The organism is Haloferula helveola (genome assembly GCF_037076345.1).
In the GTDB taxonomy this organism is placed as follows: Bacteria; Verrucomicrobiota; Verrucomicrobiia; order Verrucomicrobiales; family Akkermansiaceae; genus Haloferula; species Haloferula helveola.
This window is the reverse complement of record NZ_AP024702.1, coordinates 236,428-258,669: the sequence shown is the minus strand read 5'-3', so window position 1 is coordinate 258,669 and position 22,242 is coordinate 236,428. Positions and strand designations below refer to the sequence as shown.

The 22,242-nt window shown below is 63.5% G+C and carries 14 protein-coding genes and 1 tRNA gene; 8 read left to right on the top strand and 7 right to left on the bottom strand.

The window, feature by feature from the left end; all coding sequences use genetic code 11:
• The first annotated feature begins 16 nt into the window (after positions 1 to 16).
• Both HAHE_RS00860 and HAHE_RS00855 read left to right on the top strand, forming a co-directional pair.
• Positions 17 to 751 carry a hypothetical protein gene (locus HAHE_RS00860; RefSeq protein WP_338687702.1) on the top strand — a complete coding sequence of 245 codons (735 nt, stop codon included), beginning with the start codon at positions 17 to 19 and terminating at the stop codon, positions 749 to 751.
• A gap of 13 nt (positions 752 to 764) precedes the next feature.
• Positions 765 to 2,153, top strand: coding sequence for a sulfatase-like hydrolase/transferase (locus tag HAHE_RS00855; RefSeq protein WP_338687700.1), 1,389 nt, complete (start codon positions 765 to 767; stop codon positions 2,151 to 2,153).
• 171 nt (positions 2,154 to 2,324) lie between these two features.
• Here the strand turns inward: HAHE_RS00855 and HAHE_RS00850 are convergent, their stop codons facing one another.
• Both HAHE_RS00850 and HAHE_RS00845 read right to left on the bottom strand, forming a co-directional pair.
• Positions 2,325 to 3,749: a DUF1501 domain-containing protein gene (locus HAHE_RS00850; RefSeq protein ID WP_425511006.1), complete on the bottom strand. Its 1,425-nt coding sequence runs from the start codon at positions 3,747 to 3,749 to the stop codon at positions 2,325 to 2,327.
• A gap of 6 nt (positions 3,750 to 3,755) precedes the next feature.
• Positions 3,756 to 6,773: a PSD1 and planctomycete cytochrome C domain-containing protein gene (locus tag HAHE_RS00845; protein ID WP_338687696.1), complete on the bottom strand. Its 3,018-nt coding sequence runs from the start codon at positions 6,771 to 6,773 to the stop codon at positions 3,756 to 3,758.
• A 69-nt stretch (positions 6,774 to 6,842) separates the two neighbouring features.
• Here HAHE_RS00845 and HAHE_RS00840 point away from each other — a divergent pair, with 69 nt between their 5' ends.
• Positions 6,843 to 7,544: an AraC family transcriptional regulator gene (locus HAHE_RS00840; protein ID WP_338687694.1), complete on the top strand. Its 702-nt coding sequence runs from the start codon at positions 6,843 to 6,845 to the stop codon at positions 7,542 to 7,544.
• 4 nt (positions 7,545 to 7,548) lie between these two features.
• On the opposite strand, the gene HAHE_RS00835 is transcribed toward HAHE_RS00840, so the two are convergent.
• Together HAHE_RS00835 and HAHE_RS00830 are read right to left on the bottom strand one after the other, a co-directional pair.
• Entirely contained in the window at positions 7,549 to 8,250 is a 702-nt protein-coding gene (locus HAHE_RS00835) for a hypothetical protein (RefSeq protein ID WP_338687692.1), read from the bottom strand.
• A 12-nt stretch (positions 8,251 to 8,262) separates the two neighbouring features.
• On the bottom strand, positions 8,263 to 11,667 hold the full coding sequence (locus HAHE_RS00830) for a hypothetical protein (RefSeq protein WP_338687691.1): 3,405 nt from the start codon (positions 11,665 to 11,667) through the stop codon (positions 8,263 to 8,265).
• 286 nt (positions 11,668 to 11,953) lie between these two features.
• Here HAHE_RS00830 and HAHE_RS00825 point away from each other — a divergent pair, with 286 nt between their 5' ends.
• The 4 genes from HAHE_RS00825 to HAHE_RS00810 all read left to right on the top strand — a co-directional run bounded on the left by HAHE_RS00825 (position 11,954) and on the right by HAHE_RS00810 (position 19,086).
• Positions 11,954 to 14,896 carry a PSD1 and planctomycete cytochrome C domain-containing protein gene (locus tag HAHE_RS00825; protein ID WP_338687689.1) on the top strand — a complete coding sequence of 981 codons (2,943 nt, stop codon included), beginning with the start codon at positions 11,954 to 11,956 and terminating at the stop codon, positions 14,894 to 14,896.
• Between the two features lie 4 nt (positions 14,897 to 14,900).
• Positions 14,901 to 16,328, top strand: a complete 1,428-nt coding sequence (locus HAHE_RS00820; RefSeq protein WP_338687688.1) for a DUF1501 domain-containing protein — start codon at positions 14,901 to 14,903, stop codon at positions 16,326 to 16,328.
• Between the two features lie 19 nt (positions 16,329 to 16,347).
• Entirely contained in the window at positions 16,348 to 17,424 is a 1,077-nt protein-coding gene (locus HAHE_RS00815) for a hypothetical protein (RefSeq protein ID WP_338687687.1), read from the top strand.
• Between the two features lie 363 nt (positions 17,425 to 17,787).
• Positions 17,788 to 19,086: a sulfatase-like hydrolase/transferase gene (locus HAHE_RS00810; protein WP_338687684.1), complete on the top strand. Its 1,299-nt coding sequence runs from the start codon at positions 17,788 to 17,790 to the stop codon at positions 19,084 to 19,086.
• A 252-nt stretch (positions 19,087 to 19,338) separates the two neighbouring features.
• On the opposite strand, the gene HAHE_RS00805 is transcribed toward HAHE_RS00810, so the two are convergent.
• From HAHE_RS00805 to HAHE_RS00795, 3 genes are all read right to left on the bottom strand, one after another.
• Positions 19,339 to 19,414, bottom strand: a tRNA-Phe gene (locus HAHE_RS00805).
• A gap of 205 nt (positions 19,415 to 19,619) precedes the next feature.
• Positions 19,620 to 20,588: a M28 family peptidase gene (locus HAHE_RS00800; protein ID WP_338687682.1), complete on the bottom strand. Its 969-nt coding sequence runs from the start codon at positions 20,586 to 20,588 to the stop codon at positions 19,620 to 19,622.
• Between the two features lie 15 nt (positions 20,589 to 20,603).
• The gene (locus HAHE_RS00795) at positions 20,604 to 21,494 is read right to left on the bottom strand and encodes a ParB/RepB/Spo0J family partition protein (protein ID WP_338687681.1); all 891 of its coding nucleotides are present in this window, start codon (positions 21,492 to 21,494) and stop codon (positions 20,604 to 20,606) included.
• A 141-nt stretch (positions 21,495 to 21,635) separates the two neighbouring features.
• Between HAHE_RS00795 and HAHE_RS00790 the strand changes: the two genes are divergently transcribed.
• Positions 21,636 to 22,238 carry a hypothetical protein gene (locus HAHE_RS00790; RefSeq protein ID WP_338687679.1) on the top strand — a complete coding sequence of 201 codons (603 nt, stop codon included), beginning with the start codon at positions 21,636 to 21,638 and terminating at the stop codon, positions 22,236 to 22,238.
• Positions 22,239 to 22,242 lie beyond the last annotated feature (4 nt).

Sequence of the window (22,242 nt, the reverse complement as noted above, 5' to 3'; positions counted from 1 at the left end):
GTGAATCCAAGAACCAATGATGAACCTGATTCGTAGAATTCTCACAACCGCGGCCGCCTCGGTGGCTTTCGCTGCGCTTGCTCCGGCGGCCGGAGGCGCCCCCACGAAGATCGGCTGGATCGAGCCGGTGGAGAAGAATATCGAAGGCTGGACGGTTCACGTGGATCCGGCGCTGCTTGCGGAAGGCGAGCATGCCGAAGAGGGCGGGAAGGCGCTCAAGATGCTGGCGAACCATTTGCAACGCATCGCGATCCTTCTGCCTGAGGAACCGCTCGGGAAGATGCGCACCTGTGAGATCTGGATCGAGCACCAGCATCCGGAGCTGGGATCCATGCAGTATCATCCGTCGGCTGGCTGGCTCGAGGGGAAGGGGTATGATCCGAAGCTTTCGAAGAAGGTGCACATTCCGCGTGCCGCATCGCTCCTTTCACGGCAGCAGATGCTCAAGCACCCCGCGGTGATCCTTCACGAGCTGGCCCACGCCTACCATCACCAGATCCTGGGCTTCGAAGAGCCGGAAATTCTGAAGTGCTACAAGCAGGCGATGAAGGACGGCACCTATGAAAAGGTGATGCTGCACACCGGCAGGGAAGTCCGGCACTACGCAGCGACCGATCACAAGGAGTACTTCGCCGAGGCCACCGAGGCCTATCTGTACCGCAACGATTTCTTTCCCTTCGTCGCGGCCGAACTCCGGAAGCACGACCCGAAGGTCTTCGCCGTAATGGAGCGGGTCTGGGGCAAACTCTGAGACGCGAGCTGCCATGTTTTCGAGACTCATTGCCCTCGCTTTACTCGCAGCGCCCGCATTGGCGGAAAAGCCCAACGTGATCCTGATCATGGCCGATGACCTCGGCTACCGGGATCTCAGCTGCTACGGCCATCCTTCGATAAAGACGCCGGTCATCGACGGTTTGGCGAAGGAGGGTATCCGGCTGACGAACTTCCACTCGGGAGCTTCGGTCTGCACGCCGTCGCGCATGGCCCTGATGACCGGTGCCTATCCGGTCCGGCTCGGATGGACCCAGGGGGTGATGGGTTACAAGATGGGATTCAATGACGGGATGAATCCCGAGGCGTTGACCATCGCGGAGATCTTCCGCTCCGAGGGCTACGCCACCGGGATCTCCGGCAAGTGGCACCTCGGCAATGAGCCGGCTACCCGTCCCCACGGTCAGGGTTTTGACGAGACTTACTACATCTCGCATAGCAACAATCAGACGAAGAAGCTGATGAGCGCGGACGAAGTCCTCGAGGACCCCTTCGAGAACCGTCTGCTGACCGAGAAGTTCACCGACGCCGCGATCCGGTTCGTCCGCGAACATGCCGAGAGCCCGTTTTTCCTCTACCTCCCGTATTCGGCTCCGCACTTCCCGGTCGAGCCGCATCCTGAGTGGAAGGGCAAGTCGTCCTTCGGGAAGTATGGCGACGTGGTCGAAGAGATGGACCATCGGATCGGGGAGTTGCTGGCGGTTCTCGAGGAGCTGAAGATCGACCAGCGGACGATCGTGGTTTTCACGTCGGACAACGGGCCGCAGAAGGGCGAGCAATCCACAGCTTTCCCGTTTCGAGGGGCCAAGTGGAGTGCCTTGGAAGGTGGGACACGTGTGCCCTTCGTGATGCGCTGGCCCGGAGTGGTGAAGGAAGGCGGCGAGAGCGACGCGTTGGTGAGCGCCATCGACATGCTGCCGACGCTCTGCGCTGCCTGCGGGATCGACTGGAAATCGAAGAGTAGCGGGAAGCCGGTGATCGATGGAGTGGATGTCAGGGCGACGCTCCGCGGATCGGACGGCAAGCATCCCAGGAACGAGTTGCTCCACTGGCAGGGCATGTCGCCGGAACCGAGAGCGTTGGTCGTCGGCGATTGGAAGCTGTTCTTCGACAGCTTCGATGCGGTCAGCGGTATGGGAACTTCACTCGGCACAAAGGAACAGTTGGAGAAGGCGGCGGCTTATGCCGAAGGGCTCGGGAAGGAGGGTGAGAATCCCCCGATGCTCTTCCAACTGGACGAAGATCCGGGTGAGGTCGTGGACCGGAGTAGCGACGAACCTGCCAAAGTCTCGGAGATCGAGAAGCGCGCGGAAGAACTCAGCAGTGAGTTGAAGTCCGCTGCCGTTCTCGAGGTCGTAAAGGGCAAGCCGGGACGAAAGTGATCCGGTTCGGATCTGTGACCTTTCTCGGCATAGATTCTGACTCGGTTGGATTCACCGCCAAGTCGCCAAGGACGCCAAGACGGATGGTGTTGCCTTGCTTGGCGGTCTTGGCGACTTGGCGGTTCCGTAGATCGTCTTCGGGAGGGGACCGCTTGATCGGCAGAACTCGTATCAGGCGAGCAGATCCTTCACCACGTGGCCGTGGACATCGGTCAATCGGTACTGCCGGCCTTGGAACCGGTAGGTCAGGCGTTCGTGATCGATGCCCAACTGGTGCATCAGCGTGGCGTGGAGGTCGTGTACGTGGACCGGGTTCTCGGTGATGTTGAACCCGAACTCGTCGGTCTTTCCATACTCGAAACCCGGCTTGAACCCGCCGCCTGCCATCCATAGGGAAAAGCAGCGGCCGTGGTGGTCGCGGCCGTAGGCGTCACGTCGCGCCGGACCTTGCGCATAGCAGGTGCGGCCGAATTCGCCGCCCCAGATGACGATGGTGTCCTCAAGCAGGCCGCGTTGTTTCAGGTCGGTGACGAGCGCGGCGGAGGCCTGGTCGGTCTCCCGGGCAAGCATCGGTAGCTTCTTGGTCAGGCCACCGTGAACGTCCCAGCCGCGGTGGTAGAGCTGGATGAAATTCACACCTCGCTCGGCGAGCCGGCGTGCGAGCAGGCAGTTGCGGGCAAAGGTTCCGGGTTTCTTGGCGTCCTCCCCGTAGAGCTTCCAGGTGCTCTCGGGTTCGCTGTCGAGGTCGGTCAGTTCCGGCACCGAGGCCTGCATTCGGAAGGCCATCTCGTACTGGGCGATGCGTGCTTCGGTCTCCGGGTCGCCTTGGGATGCGAACTGCTGGCGGTTCAGTTCCTGCAGGCTGTCGAGCATCCGACGCCGCCGCGCGCGGGTCATGCCCGACGGGTTGCCGAGGTAGAGGACCGGGTCCTGGCCTCCCCTGAGAAGCACTCCCTGATGCTTGCTCGGCAGGAAACCGGCGCCCCAGAGCCGGGCGAGCAGTCCTTGGCCCGCCGCGCCTTCGCCCGGAACGCTGGTCATCACCACGAAGCTCGGCAAGTTGCTGTTGCTACTGCCCAGACCGTAGTCGAGCCAGGCGCCGAAGCTCGGCCGGCCGGGTTGCTGGCTACCGGTTTGGAGGAAGGTGATCGCCGGATCGTGGTTGATCGCCTCGGTGTGCATCGATCGGACCATGCAGAGGTCGTCGGCGATCTTCTGCGTGTGCGGAAGAAGGTCGCCGATCTGCAACCCGCTGGAGCCGGATGGCGTGAAGCCGTAGAGGCTCGGCTGCAGGCCGAGACGGCTCTGGCCGCTGACCATTCCGGTGATGCGCTGGTTGCCGCGCACCGATGCGGGCAGGTCCTCGTCGAAGCGCTCGTCGAGCAGCGGCTTCGGGTCCAGCAGTTCGTGCTGCGGCGGTCCGCCGGATTGGAAGAGGTAGATGATGCGCTTGGCCTTCGGCTTGTGGTGCGCGCTGCCGAGGCTCGCGGCATTCGCTTCAAGCTGGGAGAGCGCGAGCGCACCGAGGCCGAGACCGGTCCGTGAGAGGAACTGGCGGCGGCTGGTAAACGACTCGAATCGGGCGCAATCGGTCATCATGGCTCAGTGCTTGGTGATGGTTTCGTCGAGATTGAGGAGGAGATTGCCAATCAGGGTGTAGGCGGCCTCGGTTGGCGGATCGGTCGGTTGAGCGACGCCGCAATCCGAGAGGAATGCCTTCGCCGCTTCCGGGTCGGACTGCCAATCGGCGAGCGACGTGTCCCACTCCTGGCGTAGCACCCGGGCTTCTTCCGCTGTCGGCTCGCGGCCGGTGGTCAGTTCGAAGCCGTAGGCGAGCGCGGTTTTTGTATCTTCGGGCGAGTGGGACCGGATCCTGGCTCCCAGCGCTGCCGCGGCGTATAGCATGCCCTTCTCGTTCATCAACGTGAGCGCCTGTAGGGGTGTGTTGGTCCGGGAGCGGGTTGCGACGCAGAACTCGCGGTCCGGCATGTCGAAATTGGTGGTCACGGGATGGGGGACCGTGCGTTTCCAGAAGGTGTAGAGGCTACGACGGAACAGCTCGTCGCCTGTGCCGTCGGTCCATGTCGTGCTCGGGTAGTTCGCGCCGACCACCATGCCCTTGTAGTAGTCCGCCGGCTGGAACGGCCGCACGCTGGGGCCCCCGACTTTCTCGACCAATAGGCCGCTGGTGTTCAGGGCATGGTCGCGGATGCACTCGGCATCGAGTCGCACCCGGGGACCACGGGCCAGCAAACGGTTCTCCGGGTCGAGACGCGTCATCCCGGACTTTTGGGCGGAGTCCTGCCGGTAGGTGGACGAGAGAACGAGCGATTTCATCAGGCGCTTCACGTCCCAACCGCTTTCGATGAAGTCGCGCGCCAGCCAATCGAGCAGTTCGGGATGGCTCGGATATTCACCCTGGACGCCGAGATCTTCGGCGGTCTTGACCAATCCGGTACCGAAGACCTGCTGCCAGAAGCGATTGACCACCACGCGTGCGGTCAGCGGGTGCTGCGGGTCGGTAAGCCACCGGGCCAGACCCAATCGGTTGCGGGGAGCGCCTTGCGGCCATGCGAGGAGGAGATCCTCCAGGGCCCCGGCTTCGACCTGCTCGCCATGGGCGTCGTAGGTTCCGCGCTCGAGGAGATAGGTCGGACGCGGCTCGTCGAGTTCGGTCATCACCATCGTGTTTGGTAGCGACCGCTGGAGAGCGAACTTCTCGGCCCGCAGCGATTCGAGACGGCTCCATGCCGAGCGGTATTCGGTTTGGCTCGCGAGTGCCTGACGGCGAGTCACGAGATCGGACCGGTCACGCGTCCATGGCGAGTCGGACTTCAGGGTGCTGTCGAGGTGCTTCCCGAGATCTTCGGGTTTCAACGCCTTCGGCCAGGAGGATGCCATCGCGATCGTGCCATTCCACTCGTCGGGAGTTCCGCCACGGGCCTTGCCGAGGACCACCGCGCCGGCGCGGGCTCCGCCGCTGAGTCCGTCGAGGACCAACTCCATTTCCTCTTCGCGATCATCGACGTAAAGGCGCATCGCTTCGTTCTTGCTGCCGCCCTCGTTGACCAGCGCGACGAAGTGCCAGCGACCGGTCTGAAGTTTGGCCGAAGAGCGCAGTTCGTTGGCGTAACCCGGCCAGCGTTCCGAAGCCCGGAAGTCGAGTCGGCCGTCGGAGAGAACCCGCAATTCGACACCGCGGGCGTAGCCTTGGGCGGAGGGTTCGCCTCCATAGTTGATCGAGGAGAAGATGACGCCTTCCTCGCCTTGCCAGCGAACCCATGCGGCGAAGGTGTGGGCCGGCCCGGCACCGGGCTTCCATTGGGTCGCGTGTCCGGTTTGATCCTTGGTTGGCGACTCAAGCGTTTCGACCAGATCCATCCGCTCCTTGTCCGCTTCGACGGGAGGCGGAGTGAAATCTCCTTCCGGCCGGATCTCAGGAAGTTCCGCAGTGGCGCGGGCGAGCGCTTCATCGAGCTTCGCCAGTTTGTCCTGCTGCTCGCGGGTGGGAGCCCGCATCACGGGTGCCGCGTTTCGCAGACGCCCGGCTTCTCCGACTTCCGGCACCTGGTTGAAGAAGGCGAACATCCGGTAGTAGTCCTTTTGCGAGACGTTGTCGTATTTGTGATCGTGGCACCGCGCGCACTCCATCGTGAGTCCGAGCCATGCGGTGCTGACGGTCCGCACGCGGTCGGCGACGTATTCGACGCGGTATTCTTCGTCGATGATGCCGCCCTCCGAGTTGATGACGTGGTTGCGGTTGAAGCCGGTCGCGATCCGGCTTTCGAGATCGGCATCGGGAAGCAGGTCACCCGCGAGCTGCATCGTGACGAAGCGGTCGTAGGCGAGGTTGCCGTTGAAGGCGTCGATCACCCAATCCCGCCACCGCCACATGCTACGGGAACTATCGTTGTTGAAGCCGTGGGTGTCGGCGTATCGGGCAACATCGAGCCACGCCGCCGCCATGTGCTCGCCGTAGCGTTTGGAGGACAGCAAGCGGTCGACCGCTGTCTCGTAGGCGGCCTCGCCTTTCGCGGTGACCTGTTCTTCGAAAGCCGCCGTTTCCTCCGGCGTCGGAGCGAGGCCGGTGAGATCGAAGGATGCACGACGCAGCCAACGGGCGGGGGAGGCCGGTGGCGATGGCGTAAGGTCCTGAGTCGCGAGCTTCGCATGAACCCATGCATCCCACGGCTCGGCTGCCGGGTAGTCGGTCTTTGGCAGCGGCTTCTTCGTCGGAGAAACGAAAGCCCAATGCTTCTGGTAACTCGCGCCTTCCACGATCCACTGGCGGAGCGTCTCGATCTGCGGTCCGGTCAGGCTCCTGTGGGAGTCGGGCGGCGGCATGACCACTTCGGGGTCCTTGCTGGTGATGCGCTTCCACAGCAGACTCTTTTCCGGGTCTCCGGGAACGATCACCGGATCTCCGCTTTCGCCATTGCCGTGGAGTCCTTCCTCGGTGTCGAGACGCAGGCCCGAGTCACGGTGCGCGGGGTCCTGGCCGTGGCAGTGAAAGCAGTTCTTCGAGAGAATCGGCCGCACATCGCGATTGAATTCCAGCGTGGCACCACCGGCCAAGGCGCTGGCCAGAACCCATGCGGCAGACGACGGTGCGAATCTCACCTCGCAAGCTTCGCCCGAGTTCTGCCTGGTGTCTTGTATTGCCGGGGTCTATTTTTGTATATTTGCGGCATGAAAGTCGGGACTTTGGGAGAAGTGATGGATCTGATCCCCGGGGTTTTTGTGTTTGAGAAGGATCGCGAAAGTCGATTTCAGGCCGCGAACCGGGCGCTTTGGAACCTTCACGGCTGCCGTTCGGAGTCCGAGATGCTCGGGCGGACCGACTATGACTTTCACGCTCCGGAACTCGCCCGGCAATACATCGAGGAGGATCGCTGGGTCATGGAGCGGGGGGAGCGCGTGATCGATCGGTTGTGGCTGGTTCCGGGAGCTCACGGGCATCCGCAGTGGTACTGGTCGAGCAAGATTCCTCTGCGTGACTCGTCCGGCCGTGTGACCGGACTTGCGGGTGTGTTGCGTCCGCATGATGAAGCCGGCGCCGCGCCGGGGATGCTCCAGCGATTGACTCCGGCGATCCGCAAGGTGCTTCGGGATTACGGCGAGGGACTCCGGGTTGGAGAACTGGCCGGGCTTTGCGGGCTTTCGACGAGCCAGTTCCAGCGTGAGTTCAAGCGCCTGCTTGGCATGACGCCGAGTGCGTATCTCACCTGGGTCAGGATCCAGGCGGCACGCCAGCGGCTGTCCGAGGGCGACTCGCTGCTGGCGGAAATCGCGCTCGAGTGCGGCTTCTGTGACCAGAGTCACTTCGTGAAACGGTTCCGCGCCGAGACCGGTATGCGACCGCTCGATTACCGAAGGAAGTTCGGTCGATAGTCGGTCAGGGTGCGCCTTCCGCGTCCTCTTCCGGTTCCCGGTAGTCCGGGAATGCCATCACGCGTGGCGTGCGGCCGTTTTTCCCCGGCACCACGAAAGCCAAGCTCCGGCTGCGCGGGTCATGCCGCCAACTGGTCTCGCAAAGCGGGTAGAGCGACTCCTTGCCGGGGATCCTGTAGTCGAGCAGCACCGGGTAGTTGTCATTGCCTTTCGCCGGCGGGTTGAGGGTGACCTTTGTGCCGGGTTTCAGCACGAGCTTCTCCGATCCGATCGTTCCGCCGACCATGCTCTGTGTGAGGTTGAACCAGAGCATCTGCCCGGCACGGAGCTTGTCGGTGCTCGCATCGATGGCCCGGATCTTGACCGGCGCGATCTTGTTCTGCGGGTCGCTGGTGAGGAGCAGATAGAAGTCACCGGCTTCGGAGGCGATCGACACCGACGGCGCACCGGCGGGAATCTTTTCGGGGTCAGCCGGCGGCTCCGGCAGCAGACGGAGGGTCAGCGGTCCACCGGGGAGGTCATACACGTCGGACAGATTCAGACGAGGCAAGTCGACCTCACGGGAAGTCGCACCGTCGAAGAGATGGAGCGTGCGCGGCGCGTCATCGGGCCCGTCGAGGAAGAGGATGCGGCAAGTGTGTTTCGCGCCGGGCGCGGCACTCGCGACAGCAGCCAGAAGGGCCAGGCAGAAAAGGGGAAGCTTCACAACGCGAGTGGGTCAGATTTCCTCGGGGTTGAGCCAGCGGAAAGACACCATTTCGAAACGCCGGCCGAAGGTGCTGTTGGCCGGGCGGCGAGGAGCGATGGTGATGTCGGCTTCCTCACTCGGATCCACGAAGTCCCTCACGCGCCGGACGGTGGCTTCGCAAACGGCACGGGCGAGGATGTTGCCGTCCTTGTCGCGCGCGTCGCCGTGGGCCCGGATGGTGAAGGTGTCATCGCGTGCGGAAAGGACCGGAGCAAGCGGACGAAGGATGTCGGCTTGCCGCGTCCAGCCGGGAAGGCCGTAGGAGCTGTAGCCTTCGGCGGCTTCGGGGAAACGGTACTCGGCAGCCGCCGCGCGGTCCGGCACGGCGAGTGATTCGGACGACAGTGCCTTGAGGTCCGAGAACGGGTCGGTGGAGGCGCGCTTCGAGAGTTCGTTGAGCGCGGCCTGCACGGTTCCGGCCAGCGCCAGGTCGCCCGAGGAGAGCTGGCGATTCACGAATTCGGAGAGGGAGAGGAAGGGGCCGCGGCGACGGATCTGGTCGACGACCTCTTCGGCGAGCGCGTCGAGGAAATCGTCATCAACAGTCCGGTAGCCGGCGAACTCGGTCGCTTCCGGGAATGCGCCCGACGAACCGGGAGTTCCCGCCTCGCTGTCGGCCGCCACGGAAAACCGGCTCCACGCGTGGTCGGTCTCGCCGGACAGGTCGGCGTTCCAGGTCGCGCCGGCTTCGCGGATGTAGGGGACGCGGAGATTGCGGGCGTGGCCAAGTAGCGCGCGCCATGCGACCACCGAGGTGGAGTTGACGTTGAACATCCCTTCGACTTCGAGCCGCGACGCGATCGTCTTCCACGCTTCGCGTTCGGCAACATGGTCGCGGTAGAGTTGCCGGGCGTCGCCGGCTGCGGCATTGGCACGGTCCTCGAGGATCGGCCGGTAGGCCTGGTTGGCGAGCGGTTCCTCGCCACTCACGAAGTCCATGTAGGTGTCCTGTTGGTCACGGCCCCGTGTTCCGAAGTCGGTCGGGTCGGGGGTGATTGACGATACGAACCAGTCGTCGAACAGCAGGTGGTTCGCGCAGTAGGAGTCGTCGTACTGGAGGTTCTCGGTCAGGTTGGAGTCACGTGCGTTGACCACCGCGTTCGGCGGCAGCAGTGGCGATGCGTCCGAGTTGCCGATCAGATTGATCGCATAGGGCGGGATCGGATTCTCGTAGCGCATGTCCCAGTTCGTCAGTTCGCCGAGCGAGGCGACGGGACGGGTCGGGAGCTCGGCGATCACGCAGCGGGAAAGCCCGTCGGCCTTGTTGAAGCCGGTGACGATGTAGCCGCGTCCGGTCCGGTCGCTTGCATTCGGCAGCAGGCTGTCACCGCCGGGAGCGTGCTTCACGAAGCTGTAGTCGAAGGGCGAGTTGACCGGGTGGGCGGTGCCGCCGTAGTGGCGGGCGATGGTTCGCTCCGCCTCGTCCTTCTTGCCCATCGCGGTGTAGTTCACGAGCGGGCTCGACTGGACGAAGCCCTTCGATGCGAGGTGGGTGCTGCTTGCGGTGCGGGCGCCGAAGATCGTCGACAGGAACGGAAGCGGGTTCCGTTCGCACTGTCCGAGAGTGCCTTGGGCCAGGTTGGTCAGCGGCGGGTAGACGATGCTGGCGATGTCCTCGGTGTAGATCATCCGGTAAACGAGGTGCCGACGGCCGAAGAGGGACATGTCCAGATAGATGCCGACCCCTTCCGGATTGATCAGGGCACCATCGAAATACGTCGTGTCGAACTTCGCATCGGCACGAATCGAACTCGAACTCGGCAATGTGAGTCGTTCGCCGCGCGAACCCTTGACCGGGAAGTAGTGTCCTCCTCCGGACCGATAGCCCGCGCTGAGCGTGATGGTCTGGTTGTCGGCGACAGGCGTGGCCGACGCCGGGCTGTAGAGCCGGGTCTCGCCGGGGATGAGCCGGAACCGTTCGTCGATCCTGAAGCGGAGCGTTCCACCGCCGAGGCTGGGCTGGTTGTTGGTGGCCGCCATCACCGCGTTGTAGTTCGGGTTGGCGCGACCGTTGATCGTGTATTTCAAGGCGACCGGCAGAGGCTTCGGAATCGTGAAGTCGATGGTGCCGGGCGAGGTGATCTCGACGTTGTAGGGGTTCCACATCGTGACCACCGGGGTGACGAGGACGCGGGGCTCCAGCGTGCCGCGTGGCGGGTTGCCGGGCGGGCTGCCCGCGCTGTGCGAAAAGACCCACTGAATGCGCGCGATGATCGGCAGGATCCGGACTTCGTGGATGAAGCCGAAGTGATTGCCGCCGTCATCGATCGCGACCGAGTGCGTCGGTCCCGAAACTTTGCCACTGGAGGATGCGGAGACGCGTTTGTAGTAGGTCATCCAGTCCATCAGGTTCTCCCAACTGGATACCGGACCGTGCTTGTAGATCGGCGGGTTGTTGTCACCGCCACGATAGGTTGCCCACGGATAGATCATCGATTCCTCCGGATAGGGATCGCTGCGAGTGGGAATGCTGGCCGAGGTGTCGCTGGTCGACGTCAGGCGGAACAGCGGCTGGCCGCTCCGGCGCTGCTGGCCCCATGCCTCACTGAGCAGGGAAAGGTCCTTGCGCCAGCCGCCGGTGGCCGTGTTGGTGAGAAGTCCGACGGGAGCGACCGAGAAGTCGTGGAATCGCTCGCCCGGGTTCGTCGGGCTGCCGGGTTCGGTCAGGAACTTCACCGTGCTTCGGGTGATCGTCTTCTCGGCGATCGCGGAGTCCTGCAGGAGGGAATCGAGTTCGAAGGGTTTCGGATCCGGCACCGCGTGGGACCGGGCCAGCACGGAGTAGCGGGCCGGGCTGTCGTCCTCCGGAAAGTAGGGGCGGGGGAGGGCGGCTTTCTGGTTGTCGCCGCTTGCCCACCACGCAAAGCCACCGTCGTCGCCGATCGTGATCGGCTTCACGTGGACCTGACGCTGATCGTCGTCGGCGAGCGTGCCGTCGGAGAGTAGCGGGATCGAGTCGGTGAAAGGCTGGGTGCGCGCGAGCTTGTCGGCATCGTCGGGCGCCATCGGCTCGTCGCCATCGGAGACCAGCCACGAAAGGAAGCGCCCGTTCTCCGTTTCGGAGCGGGTTTTCTCGTCGTACTCGGGAGGAACCGGCCGGCCGGAGAAACGCGAACGGCGGCCGGACTCGTGGTCGCTGCCTTCCCAGCTCCGCCAGACACCGGTCAGCGGCGGGTTCTCGTCGTCGAGCAAACTCGCCGAGGCCGTCACCCGGGTGTCAGCCCCGGCCTGCTTCTGCAATTCGCCAATGGCCATGGTCAGGGCCAGACGCGCGTTCGAACGGGCTTCGGCTCGGAGAGAGTCCTGATCGCTCGACCTGATTGAAATTGCGGACAAGCCGAGAAGTCCGACCGCGAGGAGGGCAAGAAGGGTCATCAACGAAACCGTGACGATCAGGGCGAAACCGGAGGGGGGTTTAGCTCTGGATAAGACAGGTTTCCTGTACAATCGTGAATAATTGGGTTTTGTCTTCACTTCGTAATTACGGGCCGGGTTTGCGAAGTTTAAGGGGAGATCTCATAAGTGCAATACAGCAGATGAGTTATGTACGCACTTCCCGATTCCGGTTGAGGCCCCGTGGTTAATGGGGAATTTTCCTGATATCGCCCGTTAGCTGGCATGACCTGTGTTCGTAGCTACCCCGATGCTTCTCGTAAGGAAGATGCCGATTTTTGCTGTGTTTCTCGCACCTGCGCTGGCCGCGGGTGAGGTCGATTTCAGCACCCAGATTCGACCGCTTTTGTCGGACCGTTGCTTCGCCTGTCATGGTTTCGACGATCAGAAGCGCGAGGCGGATCTCGGGCTGCACACCTTCGAGATGGCGACGGCCGAGCTCGACGGACGACGGGCGATCGTGCCCGGGGATCCGGATGCCAGCGAGTTGATGAAGCGGATCACCTCGCACGATCCGGAGGAGGTTATGCCCCCCGCCAAGGGGAATAAGGAGCGCCTGACGACCGAGCAGGTCGAGCTGTTCCGTCAGTGGATCGACGAGGGGGCGAACTACGAGCCGCATTGGGCGTTTGCTTTTCCGGAGCAGGCCGAGCCGCCGTCCGCAGGTGACGGGTGGGCGAGAAACCCGATCGATCGCTTCATCGCCGGGCGTCTGGCGAATGAGGGCCTCAAGCCTTCGCCCGAGGCCGATCCGGTGACCTTGCTCCGCAGGGTCAGCTTCGATCTTACCGGTCTGCCGCCCACACCTGAGGATACGGATGTCTTCCTCGCCGCCTGGCGGAAGGACAAGGATCAGGCGTGGAACGATTTGCTCGACCGGCTCTTCGCCAGTCCCCGGTATGGTGAGCGATGGGCGAGGCGGTGGCTCGATACGGCCCGCTACTCGGACACCAACGGTTACGAGAAGGACCGGCCTCGGAGCATCTGGCCGTTTCGCGACTGGGTGATCAAGGCGATCAATGCCGACATGCCCTTTGACCGGTTTTCGATCGAGCAGCTCGCAGGCGACATGCTCCCGAACGCGACCGTCGACCAGAAGGTCGCCACAGGATTCCATCGCAACACGATGCTCAACGAGGAGGGCGGCATCGATCCGCTCGAGTACCGGTATCACGCACTGGTCGACCGGGTCGGCACGACCGGTCTGGTGTGGATGGGCCTGACGATCGAGTGCGCGCAGTGCCACACCCACAAGTTCGATCCGATCACCCACACCGACTACTATTCGATGATGGCCTTCTTCGATCAGGCGGACGAACCGGAGATGGCGGTGCCGGATCCGGACACGAAGCGTCGTCAGGACGAATGGAGCCAGAAGATCGCGGCGGCTGAGGACAAGCTCGTTGCCGGGGTGGACGAGGCCGCATTCTCGAAGTGGCTGGAAGGCCGCAAGGCGGTTTCGGCGGAATGGACCGCGCTGGAGCCCTCCGAGATGCAGGCGGAAGGGTTGCGCCTCACGCACGAGGGCGGGGGGGTGGTGTTCGCCCAAGGAGATTTCACCAAAAGGGACGTCTATCGCCTGAAGCTTCCGCTCCCCGATGGCGCGGCTCCGGTCACCGCGCTGCGGATCGAGGCGTTGCCGGACGAACGCCTTCCGGCCGGCGGTCCCGGCGTTTCCTACTACGAAGGGCGTAGTGGAGACTTTTTCCTGAGCGAGCTGAAGGCGTCGGTCGGAGGAAAGCCGGTCCGGTTCGGCGACGGCAGTGTGGACTTCGGCAAGATCGCGATCGGTTCGGGTGATGCGAAGGCAGCGAACGTGCACGACGGCAACGGCTCGACCGGTTGGTCGGCCGCCACGCGTGAAGGGGAACCCCACGAGATCGTGCTGAATCTCGCCGACCCCGTCGCTGCAGAAGGGGTGATCGAGGTCGAGATGCTTTTCGAACGCCACTTCGTGGCCGGGCTCGGGAAGTTCCGGATTTCGGTGGCGAGCGCCGATTCGCCCCTCGAGGCGCGGGTGTTTCCTCCCGTGGATCCGCTTTCATCGCCTGAGCGGGACTTGCGCCTCGCCTTCGCCAAGACCGATCCTTCGATGAAGAAGGCGAGGGCGGCGCTTGAGCGACTGGAGTCAGGCTTTCCCAAGTTTCCGACGAGCCTCGTGATGAAGGAGCGCCCGGCTGACCATCAGCGCGTCACCCAGCGGCACCACCGGGGCGAATATCTGCAGGGCAAGGAGCCGGTATCGGCGGCGCCGCCATCGGTGTTCCCGGCTTTGCCGGAGGGAGCGCCTGCGAACCGTCTTGAGTTCGCGAAATGGCTGGTCGACCCGGAACGGAATCCGCTGGTCGCCCGGGTGACGGTCAACCGCGCTTGGAACGCCCTGTTCGGTCGCGGTCTGGTCCGTAGCGCGGGCGACTTCGGCTATCAATCCGAGCCGCCGGTCCATCCCGAGTTGCTCGACTGGTTGGCGGTCGAGTTCGTGAAGCGTGGCTGGTCGCGCAAGGCGCTTCACCGGCTGATCGTCGACAGCGCGACCTACCGCCAGTCGAGCGCGGTGGACTCACTTCTCCTCGAGCGGGATCCCTTCAACGAACTGCTCGCCCGCGGTCCTCGGTTCCGGATGGACGGCGAGATGATCCGCGACGCCGCGCTGGCAACGAGCGGTCTGTTGCAGAACAAGATTGGCGGTCCGAGCGTGCGGCCACCACAACCCGACAGTGTGACGACGGCCGCCTACGGCGCGCCCAAGTGGAACGCTTCGAGTGGTCCGGATCGTTATCGTCGCAGCCTTTACACCTACTCGAAACGCACCGCGCCGTTCGCGGCCTACCTGACCTTCGACGGGCCGACGGGTGAGTCGTGTGTCGTTCAGCGGGAGCGCAGCAACACCCCGCTGCAGGCGCTCACCTTGCTCAACGACGAGATGTTCACCGAGGCCGCGGTGGCCTTGGCAAAGGATGCGGTCGATGTCGATGCCGCACCCGCCGAGACCGCGTCGGACCTTTTCCGCCGGGTGTTGTCCCGGGAGCCCGCTCCGGAGGAACTCGAAGCATTGGTTGCGTACCATGCCGATCAGGTGGAGAGGGTGCGCAGTGGAGACCTGAAACCCGGAGAGATCCTTCCGGGTGGCGGGGCGACGCCTGAACTTGCCGCTTGGGCGATGACCGCCCGGGTGCTCTACAATCTCGACGAAGCGATCACCCGGAACTGACACCATGTCCTTCCTACACGAACAGACCCGGCGACAATTCTTCGATACCTGCGGGATCGGACTGGGCAAGATTGCCCTCGCCTCGCTCTTTGCCGGCGGAACCAACCGGGTCTTCGCTTCAGGCGGCACGCCGTTCGAACCGCAGCCAACCCACTTCGCGCCGAGGGCCAAGCGGGTGATCTACCTTTTCATGGCCGGTGCGCCGAGCCAACTCGAGCTGTTCGACTACAAGCCGAAGCTTACCGAGCTCAGTGGCAAGCCGATCCCTCCGTCGGTCATCGCCGGGCAGCGCTACGCCTTCATTCAGCCCGATGCTGCGGTGCTGGCGCCCCAGTTTCCTTTCGCGAAACACGGGAAGTCGGGGGCGGAGTTGTCCGACCGGCTGCCGCACCTCGCCAAGGTGGCCGACGAACTGACGATCGTGAAGTCGGTCCATACCGACCAGTTCAACCACTCTCCGGCCCAGATCTTTGTCAATACCGGCAGCCCGATCCCGGGTAGGCCCTCAATGGGTTCCTGGCTCAGCTACGGCATCGGTAGTGACTCGCAGGACCTTCCGTCGTTCGTGGTGCTGCGCAGCGGAGGCACCGTGAGCGGGGGAGCGGCGATGTGGGGTTCCGGCTTCCTGCCGACCAGTCACGCGGGGGTGCCGTTCCGAGCCCAAGGTGATCCGATCCTGCACATCGCCAATCCGAAGGGCTATGATGACAGGGCCCAGCGCGAGTCACTGGATCTGATCCGCAAGCTCAACGAGCGGCAACTGGGCCGGGTGGGCGACCCGGAGATCCGGACCCGGATCAATGCCTACGAGATGGCGTGGCGGATGCAGTCGGCGGCGCCCGAGCTGATGGACTTCTCCGATGAGACCGAGGAAACGCGCGAGCTGTACGGCTGCGAACCCGGGAACTCCAAGAAGAGCTTCGCCAACAACTGCCTGCTGGCGCGGCGTCTGGTCGAGCGCGGCGTGCGCTTCGTCCAACTCTACGACGGTGGCTGGGATCACCACTCGCAGGTTGCCGGCGGTGTGACCGCGAAGGCGAAGGATGTCGATCAGGGATGTGCCGGCCTGATCATGGATCTGAAACAGCGCGGGTTGCTCGACGATACCCTGGTGATCTTCGGTGGAGAGTTCGGCCGCACCCCGATGGTCGAGGCGAGTGCGGCGCTGGGTCGGTCCCAGGGGCGCGATCACCATCCACAGGCCTTCACCATGTGGTTCGCCGGCGGCGGTATGAAACCGGGAATCACCTACGGAGCCACCGACGAACTCGGGTTCAATGTCGTCGAGAATCCCGTTCACGTTCACGACGTGCAGGCGACGATCCTTCACCAGCTCGGGATCAACCACGAGCATCTGACCTTCCGCTTCCAAGGTCGCGATTTCCGGCTCACCGATGTTCACGGGCATGTGGTGAAGGACATTCTTGCCTGACCGCGTTCATCCATCCGGCATGTCGAGGCACTACACGTTTTTCTTCGCCGTCGGTCTGGCAGTCGTCGGGCTGATTGGATCGGCCGAAGCGGTTGACGTCGCCGCGCTCTACAGCCAGCGCGGAACGGATCCGACCTTCGGGGAAATCATGAAGCGGAACGGGCTTCCGCGTGGGAGTAACTCGTCAGGGGGGTATAAGGGCTCAACGATCCGTGTCTCCGGTGATCTCGTCACCTCGGGTCCCAATGAGCGCCGCAAGATCCCCTCGGCGATCAAGTTGCACACCCTTGCCAACAGTGCGATCCGCCGGTCGGACTTCGAGAAGTGGACCCGCTGGTATCAGGAGGATGGGAATACCCAGGTCTTCCGACTCTTCGAAGGCGAAGAGAATGTCCGCAACACCCGCAAGCTCGCGGCGCGGGTCGAGAGCTTCAGCGAGCTGTCGTGGAAAAAGGGAGCATGGCACGAGTGGGTCGGCACCTACACGATCATCAAGCCGCACGGCGCGGCGATCTTCCAGGCCAAGAACAACGAGAACGACTGGTCGGTGCAGATCAACATGGGCGACAACGGCGACATCCGCCTCAACCATCGTCGCGGGACGGACAAGGTCATGGCCCGCAACATGGTCGGAAAGCCGTTCCACATCCGGGTGCGGGACAACGGGCACGACTACGAGGTTTACCTCAACGGCGTGAAGCAGGGGGAGGGTTCGTATGCGCGGCCCAGTGGCGTGACCTCGTTCCGATGGGGCATGTATGTCGGCGGGAACGAGATGCGGCACGATGCGATGATCTTCGTGACCGGGGCGGGGATCGACCCCAAGGATTACAAGCCGGAGCTGGCGGTGGAGAAGCAGGCTCCCTCCAAACCACCGGAGCCAGCGGATCCCGACCCGTCGCCTGACGGGCTCCAGATCCCGGAGCGCGCCTGGACCAACGCGGACGGACAAAAGATCCGTGCGGCCGGGGTCTATCAGGCCGGCAGCAAGGTGATCCACCTGCAGGTGGATGGCGAGTGGATCGACTACCCCTTGGACAAGCTTTCCGAGGATGACCGGCAGGCCTTGATGCAGGCGCTCGATTTTGAGGGGTAGTGCCATCTGGCAGAGCCCCTGTTGAAGATCGCCAGGCATGGTTGTGTTTCAACAGTCCCGAAGGGACGCAGGCGGTTAGCCCCGGGGTTCACCCCGGGGGGAACCAAGGGCAGGATTATTGAAGCGCCGAAGGTGCGCAGGCGGGGTCGGCCCCAAAGACGTTGCGGGCTCCGCCTACGCCCCTCGCGGGGCTCAATCGTTCCCTGCGACCCCACCCCCGGGGTGAACCCCGGGGCTAACTGCCGGCGCACCTTCGGCGCTTGTCTTGTGCTGCGGTGGCGGTGTGCGTGGTCCGAGGACGAGGCCAGCTTTCGGTGACCCCGCCTGACAGCTTGCCGCTCTTGGTGGCGTTATCTCCGCACCATGATCCACCGGTTGTTCCTGCTCGCCGCTTTGTTGCTTCCGGGTCTCCTCCACGCGGAGGACAAGCGCCCCAACATCGTCCTGATCCTTTCGGACGACCACACCTACAGCCACTACGGCTTCATGGGGAACGAAATGGTGGAAACGCCGAACCTCGACCGTATGGCGGGCGAGAGCCTGCTCTACACCCGCGGCTACTCGATGCCCGTCTGCTCGCCGTCGCTGGCGACGCTCTTGACCGGCCTCTTGCCGAGTCGCCACGGCATCACCGGCAACGACCTCCATGCGTCATCCCCGAAAGCTCCGAAGGCGGGTCGGGCCAATCGAGATCCGCTCCGCGACCGGCTTTTGGCCAATCCCTTGATCCTGCCGAAGACTCTGAGCGACGCCGGCTACCTGACCTTCCAGACCGGCAAGCTCTGGAACACGTCCTTCAGCGAGGTCGGCTTCACTCATGGCATGACCAAGGAGCGGTCCCGTCACGGCGGTGCCGGTTTGAGCATCGGACGCAAGGGCATGGAACCGGTTCACGAGTTCATCGACATGGCGGTCGAGAAGGAGAAGCCCTTCTTCGTCTGGTACGCGCCCTTGCTGCCGCATGATCCGCACAATCCACCGGAGAGACTGAAGAAGAAGTATGCCGGCAAAGGCCCTACCAAGCACGGTGAGGTTTATCACGCGATGATCGAGTGGTTTGACGAGACCTGCGGTGACCTTGACCGATACCTGGAAAAGAAGGGTCTGAAGGATGACACCTTCATCATCTACCTTTCGGACAATGGTTGGGATCCGTTCGCGGGCTATGGAGGCGGTCGGGCCAAGCTCACCCCGTATGAAAACGGAATCCGGACTCCGGTGTTCATCCGCTGGCCGGGGAAAGTCCAGCCAACCCGCGACGATTCGAACCTGGTGTCCATCGTCGATGTCGTGCCGACGCTTTTGTCGGTCGCCGGGATTTCTGTGCCCGATGTCATGCCGGGCCTGGACCTGCGGGACCACGAGGCGGTCGAAGAGCGCGACACGATTTTCATCGAGAGCTTCCGTCACGACATCATGGATATCGATGACCCGTCAAAGAGTGTGACCTCACTCGTGGTTCTCGACGGCTGGTCGAAGCTGATCCTGCCCGGCACGGTCGGCCCCGATGCCAACAAGGCACGATTTTCTTCGACGGCCGGTGTGGTCGAACTCTTCGATCTCAAGTCCGATCCAACGGAAACCAAGAACCTTGCGGCCGAACGTCCCGCTGAGGTGAAGCGCCTCAAGGCCCTGCAGGACGCGCAGTGGAAGGTGGAGTGAGCGATCAGGTGATCCACCTCACATCGGAGGCTGTCGATGGGAGTGTGCGCCTGAAGTGGCGACTTCTTGAGGGGAGGGTGGTGGCTCGAGACGGAATCGAATTGTGAAGCTGCGCTTCACCACGCGTCTTGCGGCTTCGCCGGGTTGAAGTCCACTCGACTCACTGCGCTCGTCTCGCCGTGCGTTGCCGACTCGTGTCGGCGGCTGTCGATGGGGCGGGTGCGCCTGAAGTGGCGACTTCTTGAGGGGGGGTGGTGGCTCGGGACGGGATCGAACCGCCGACACGCGGATTTTCAATCCGCTGCTCTACCAACTGAGCTACCGAGCCTTGGTGCCCTGAAAGGTGGGCGGGGATTTAGGGTCGGGGTCCGGGGTTTGACAACCGAAAAATGGAGGATTTCCAAAGCTCTCCAAACCGGGGACGGGAACCGCGAAACTTGTGAAAATCCGCTAAAGGAAGAGGGGCTTTGACCCCGGATCGCGAAGTCCGCGTTTCATCGACGGGCTTCACCTCTCCGGTGGCCTCTGGGCGCCTACTCTTCGGCGCTTGCGGCGGCCGGTTGAGGGGCCTCGGCGAGGAAGTCGAGGACCAGGCGTCCCACTTTTTCGAGCATCTCCGGCTTCACCTTGTCGAGGGTGTCGCCCTCCTTGTGCCAGTAAGGCATGGAGCCGAACTGTCCGATCAGGTGGAGGCACGGAACGCCCGCATTCTGCAGTGGCACGTGGTCGTCGATGACCGGAAAGACGGAGGCCTTGAAGGGCTTGGTGAAGTTCTGCTTCGCGCCGAGACGCTCGACCACGCTTGCGAACCCCTCGGGGGTCTCCGGGTTGAAGTGAAGTTCGTAGTCGGGATCGCCGACGATATCGATCACGATGCCCGCCGCGGGCCAGGTCGGCCGGGTCGCCATCTTCTGGGCGAAGTATTTCGAACCGTAGAGTCCGTCGGTCGCCGTGATGCCGGGACGGAAGGCTTCCTCGCCATCGAAGAAGACCAGCTCGACCTTGGCGGCCGATGCGGGATCGGTGGAGAGGACGCGGGCCAACTCAAGCAGGACTCCGGTCGAGGATCCGCCATCGTTGGCGCCGACGAAGGGGAAGGAGAACTTCTTGGTGTCGATGTGTCCTCCGATGATGAAAGGGAGGGAATCGGGCTCGGGTTTGGCGGACCCGTGCCGGGCGAGCAGGTTGGTAAAGTCGACCGGTCCGTCGGGTGTGGCGGCGCGGAACTTCTGGCGCGTGGTTTTCCAGCCGAAGTCGGCAAGGCTCTTCTCGAGATCCGAGAGCATCTTTTCAAACCCCTCGCTGGCGGGCGGACGGGGGCCGTATCCGACGATCCGCTCGACATGGGCGAAAGCGTTGGCGCCGGAGAACTCGGAAGAGAGCTCGGTCTTGGTGTTATCGACCTGGAGTTGCTCGGGTCCGGCGTCCTTCGGCTTGGAACAGTGGCTGAGGACGCCCGCCAGACAGGCGAGGGGAAGGAGCAGGGCGGCGGCAGGCTTCACGCTGCGCAGGGTGCCTCAGATCTCGCCGATGCCAAGGAGATCCAGCAAGCGCTGGAGATCGTCGTCGCCGTAGTACTCGAGCTCGATCTTGCCCTTCTTGGCTCCGTGCTGGACCTGCACGTGGGTGGCGAAATGGTCGCGCAGCTTGCTCTGGATGGCCCGGATGTGGGCATCGACCTCGGGCTTCGGTGGGGCGCCCTTCTTTTCCCGGCCGGGAGCGCCGAAATCGTGGGCCAGTTTCTCGGCGGCCCGGACGGTGAGTCCCCTTTTGAGGATCTGGTCGCTGGCGAGCAGCTGGGAATCCTTGTCCTTGATCGAAAGGATGGCCTTGGCGTGGCCGACGCTGAGTTGCCCGCGGGCGACGAGGACCTGGACGTCGTTGTGAAGTTCGAGCAGGCGCATCGCGTTGGCGACGCTGGCCCGCGACTTGCCGACGCGGCCGGCGATCTCGTCCTGCTTCATCGCGAACTCCTTGGCGAGGCGGACGTAGCCTGCGGCTTCTTCGATCGGGTTGAGATCCTCCCGCTGGAGGTTCTCGATGAGGGCCATTTCGAGGACGTCGCGGTCGGAAGCCTCGCGCTCGATGACCGGAACGGTCGCGAGTCCGAGCTTCTGCGAAGCCCGCCAGCGTCGTTCGCCGGCGATGAGTTCGAGCTTGTCTTCGACCCGACGGACGATCAGCGGCTGGATGATGCCGTGTTGCCGGATCGACTCGACCAGTTCGTCGAGCGGGCTCTCGATGAAGTGCGTACGTGGCTGGAGCGGGCTCGACACCACCTGGTCGATCGGAACCTCGCGCGCCCTGCCGGCCGCAGCATCGGCATCCCCGGTGCTCGGTTGAGAAGGGGCGCCGCCTTGCTTGCGGATGAGTGCGCCGAGTCCTTTTCCAAGAGCCTGCTTCGACATGAGACAGGCAGACTTGCAGAGTCGCGCGTCGGAAGCAAAGCGGATTTGCAAGAAGGCGGCCGATTGTATCGAACGTGACGTCGCGTGTCGCAACCGGTGGCCGTACTTGACTGTCGCTGCCAGCGGGGTCATCCATCCTGCATGAAGCTCGTGCAATGGATGTCGGTGGCGGTTGCCATCGGCTTGGCCCAGCCGCTCGCCGCACAGGCGGTGGCTCCCCGTGAGGTCGTCACCTCGGCGGTCGAATCGGTCGAGGCACTCGGCAAGCAGGTCGTTCTCGGCAACCACAAGGTGGCGATCGAAAAGATGTATCCGCAGTGGAAGGAGCGGATGGCGAAGCGTCGCGGAGGGATCGAGAAGCTCGAGGAGGAACTCGAAGGCATCGGCGGCATGATGGCCCGCAACGGCGTGAACATCATCTCGTTCAAGACCCAGGGCGCTCCGCGGGTTTACGAGGTCTGGCCCGGCAAGGACGCCGGTGGAGCAAATGCCGGGGAGCCGGTCTTCACCAAGTGGATGATGCTGGTTCCGACCGTCATGCAGATCCGGATCATGCAGGGCGACGACCCGAAGGGCCACGTGATCAATCTCCACGGATTCCAGATCGCCATTTCCGAGAAGGGCCGGCAGGAATGGACCTTCATCAACGGTTCGGACGTGACGGTCGCCGATCTTCGTTCGCTGTTCCCGGCGCTGCCGGCGAACATGGAGCTCCCCGAAGTGAGGCGCGAGGCTGCCGAATAACTTC

Coding starts and splice junctions, on each gene's coding strand:
- HAHE_RS00860 (WP_338687702.1), top strand. CDS start 17: ATGATGAACCTGATTCGTAGAATTCTCACAACCGCGGCCGCCTCGGTG.
- HAHE_RS00855 (WP_338687700.1), top strand. CDS start 765: ATGTTTTCGAGACTCATTGCCCTCGCTTTACTCGCAGCGCCCGCATTG.
- HAHE_RS00850 (WP_425511006.1), bottom strand. CDS start 3,749: ATGACCGATTGCGCCCGATTCGAGTCGTTTACCAGCCGCCGCCAGTTC.
- HAHE_RS00840 (WP_338687694.1), top strand. CDS start 6,843: ATGAAAGTCGGGACTTTGGGAGAAGTGATGGATCTGATCCCCGGGGTT.
- HAHE_RS00830 (WP_338687691.1), bottom strand. CDS start 11,667: ATGACCCTTCTTGCCCTCCTCGCGGTCGGACTTCTCGGCTTGTCCGCA.
- HAHE_RS00825 (WP_338687689.1), top strand. CDS start 11,954: ATGCCGATTTTTGCTGTGTTTCTCGCACCTGCGCTGGCCGCGGGTGAG.
- HAHE_RS00820 (WP_338687688.1), top strand. CDS start 14,901: ATGTCCTTCCTACACGAACAGACCCGGCGACAATTCTTCGATACCTGC.
- HAHE_RS00815 (WP_338687687.1), top strand. CDS start 16,348: ATGTCGAGGCACTACACGTTTTTCTTCGCCGTCGGTCTGGCAGTCGTC.
- HAHE_RS00810 (WP_338687684.1), top strand. CDS start 17,788: ATGATCCACCGGTTGTTCCTGCTCGCCGCTTTGTTGCTTCCGGGTCTC.
- HAHE_RS00795 (WP_338687681.1), bottom strand. CDS start 21,494: ATGTCGAAGCAGGCTCTTGGAAAAGGACTCGGCGCACTCATCCGCAAG.
- HAHE_RS00790 (WP_338687679.1), top strand. CDS start 21,636: ATGAAGCTCGTGCAATGGATGTCGGTGGCGGTTGCCATCGGCTTGGCC.